Consider the following 2,816-nt stretch of genomic DNA (forward strand, 5'->3'; position numbering starts at 1 on the left):
GTCCTCGCGAAGCCGGTCAAGGATCTGGAAACGCTGGAGATCCGAAATCGGCGTGCGGCGGTGCGGCCAGATGCTGGCGGCGTTCAGGAAGCGGGCTTCGCGCTCGATCTCGCCCGGAAGCAAGGTCAGCGCCGTCCACCCGAAGGCTCGCCAGGCTGCCTCGTCGCGATCGCGCGATTCCGTAGTGCCGACGGAACGCAGGACGTCCAGTACGAGGACGGCGTCCGCGGTCTCGAACAAGACGCATTCTGTCGACCAGGGCGGCTCCGTGCGCGTGATCGTTTCGACGGAAATGGTCGTGATGGAGCCGTCGAGAGCGGCCCATATCAGCGCGGAACGGACAAGCGGATCCGCGGTGGGGATCGGCGTGGCGCATTTGATGGATGAAAACGGATGAGAATGGATCGGGGCATGGAACGACATTGGCGGCCTCGCTGCTGGCGGATTGCGAACTAGATTTCGATGATGAGGATCGGATCAAAGGATTCGTTGTCGTGACGGGCCCTCGTCTTCGAGGGGCCATAACCTTTTCCGTTGTTGATCACCCGCGTGCGACCTAGCATTCGATCGTCGGAAATGTGCGTGTGACCGTAGACCCAGAGGTCGGCGCCGCACTCGCTCACGAAAGCGTCCATTGCATTCGAATATGCGGCTGAGATCATCTTGCCCCGCATGCCGGGACGCACTGCGGCTTGATGGACGCCATGGTGGGTGGTCACCACCACTTTGCGGCCTTCGCGTTTGGCGCTCGCCGCTTCGTCGGCGATGAACCGACGCGACGCGAGGTGCCGTTCCAGGGTATCGGACGGCTGAAGCAGTCGCCCCTCGGTGACGATCTGACGGTAATCGCTCATGTAGTCGCCCGCGACGGTCATCGCGGCGTCCTGATTTCCGAGGAGATTGAAGTCCGTCCAGAGAGTTGAGCCGATGAAGGTGCAACCGAGAAGGTCGACGCGTTCGTCCGAAAGCACGTGGACGCGAGTCCCCTTGGCAGCCGCGCGGGCGTACTCGACGTTCTCGTCGAGATTTCGGCAGCCGTAGTGTTCGTGATTCCCGGCAATGAAGACGGCATGGCTGTCGCCGACCCGCTCCGCCAACCATTCGACGCCCGCGGTCATGTCAGGAATCAAGTCTCCCGCCATCACCATGACGTCGAACGGCGGCAAATCCGGCAGGTCCCAGCCTGCGGAGGTCAACTCGAGATGAAGGTCGGATAGAGGAAGAATTCGCATCGTTGGTCCTCGTCGTTGGTTCGTCGGAATCGGTTCGTCGGTCGGAGGAGCCGTCTACTCTTCGATGCCTACCTCGGCGGGATCGACGTCGACGAAGCTGTCGGTCGAGCGGACATAGCGCCGGCAGGAGACGAGCTCGAGCTTGTTGTCGATGTACCGGCGCCTGATCACGAGGCCGGCGCGTTCGGGCCTGAGCGGGACGGCCGTGCCGTCGGCGTGCAAGGGGCAGGCGGTCGCGAGCCAACCGCCGATACTCTCGTAGAGCCGACCCTCGTCGCCGCACGACTCGCACGTGGTCGCCGAGCGCGCTTCCGCGAGATCGATCGCCAGTTCGACGGCGCACCGGGCATCCGGGTCGGCCGCAAAAGTGCCACTTGCATAAAACCTCAACGTGCCGAATTTCGTCTTGACCTGGTCGATCCGCAACGTCGCGTTGGGTGCAGCTTGCATCGCATAGGCGAGCCGTTCGACGGCCGTTTCCAAAAGGTCGCGCCAGCCATCACCGGTCTCCGGGCGACCGGACCGGTAGTCCGACGGGCCGCCGAAAAGCGTCGGATGTCTGCTAATCATATGGTCGCGCCAATCCGGCGCCGCCTTGCGGTCGGTCATTCGTCACCTTTTTGATATCGCGAGGGAGATTTAGATTCACGCCGGCAGAAGCTAGGCGTGGCGCGCGCGTCCGTGGCGGCGCAGACCGTGCGCGGCACCGAACTCGATGTGCACGCGTTTGAATTGCGCATCGGTGGCGGAAGTCAGTGGAACGGGCATCGTGGGGCGGGTAAAGGCCTGCTCCGTGGAGGAGGCGTTTCCATCGGCCCGCCTGGACGGCTCCAGTTCCAGGCGATAGCTGATATCGACCGGGCGGAGCGCCAGGGAGGCGGCCATTTCGGACGAGGTCGTCGTGAACGACTCGCGGGGAGCGGCCTGCTCGGGCGAGCGGGCGGCGGAAGACGTGTCGGGCTTCAGTATTTTGCGGGGGAAGGTCGCGAGAGTACGGCGCAAGGGAATGACTCCATGAAATGGTTGCTGTCTCGGAGGATGCTGACCATCTTGGAATCTTCGTCGATCATCGGAACGCTCGTTACTACGTTGGTTGCTGACGATACCGGTTCTACTTGATACGTTATACCGTGTCAACTCAATTCCGCACAAGTTCTTATATGAGCATCCACACCCGTGCATGTCTTTCTCGGATCGCGATCCGGAAGGTCTGATTGCCCGGCAATCGGCGTGTCCGTGCCTTTTCAATAAGAACGTCGACGGCGACCGCGTCCCTGCGGCCGTCGCGGCGCGGACGACATTTCGCGATGGGGCGCTTCTCAGTCCGAGAAAGGGAGAAGCAGTTCTCCGGCCACGACGCCGAGGGCGTCCGCGATGCTCTCGATCGAGGAGAGCGTAGGATTCGCCGTTTCGAGCTCTATGGCGCTGACGAGGGATTGGCGAACGCTCGCCGCGGCCGCCAGACCACGTTGGGAAAGGCCCTGCTCGCCGCGCAGACGCAGCAGATTCTCGGCTAATGCCTTCTTCGCCGGTTTTCTTTTCCTTGCGACCATGCCCGGAATCAACCACCGCACGCGCTCCGTT

Annotated in this window: 5 protein-coding genes; all 5 read right to left on the reverse strand. The window is 62.6% G+C overall.

Translation table 11 applies throughout. From position 1 onward, the window contains the following. Positions 1 to 423: hypothetical protein (locus tag JWR89_RS05070; RefSeq protein ID WP_299712534.1), on the reverse strand; the 423-nt coding region annotated here is incomplete at its 3' end. A 29-nt stretch (positions 424 to 452) separates the two neighbouring features. Further along, positions 453 to 1,232, reverse strand: coding sequence for a metallophosphoesterase (locus tag JWR89_RS05075; protein WP_299712537.1), 780 nt, complete (start codon positions 1,230 to 1,232; stop codon positions 453 to 455). 54 nt (positions 1,233 to 1,286) lie between these two features. After that, positions 1,287 to 1,841, reverse strand: a complete 555-nt coding sequence (locus JWR89_RS05080; protein WP_299712540.1) for a hypothetical protein — start codon at positions 1,839 to 1,841, stop codon at positions 1,287 to 1,289. Between the two features lie 51 nt (positions 1,842 to 1,892). Continuing rightward, positions 1,893 to 2,234, reverse strand: a complete 342-nt coding sequence (locus tag JWR89_RS05085; protein ID WP_299712544.1) for a hypothetical protein — start codon at positions 2,232 to 2,234, stop codon at positions 1,893 to 1,895. 317 nt (positions 2,235 to 2,551) lie between these two features. Then, on the reverse strand, positions 2,552 to 2,816 hold a 265-nt coding region (locus JWR89_RS05090), incomplete at its 5' end, for a helix-turn-helix transcriptional regulator (RefSeq protein WP_299712546.1).

This window comes from Tardiphaga sp., from assembly GCF_028290785.1.
GTDB lineage: Bacteria > Pseudomonadota > Alphaproteobacteria > Rhizobiales > Xanthobacteraceae > Tardiphaga.

Coding starts and splice junctions, on each gene's coding strand:
- JWR89_RS05075 (WP_299712537.1), bottom strand. CDS start 1,232: ATGCGAATTCTTCCTCTATCCGACCTTCATCTCGAGTTGACCTCCGCA.
- JWR89_RS05080 (WP_299712540.1), bottom strand. CDS start 1,841: ATGACCGACCGCAAGGCGGCGCCGGATTGGCGCGACCATATGATTAGC.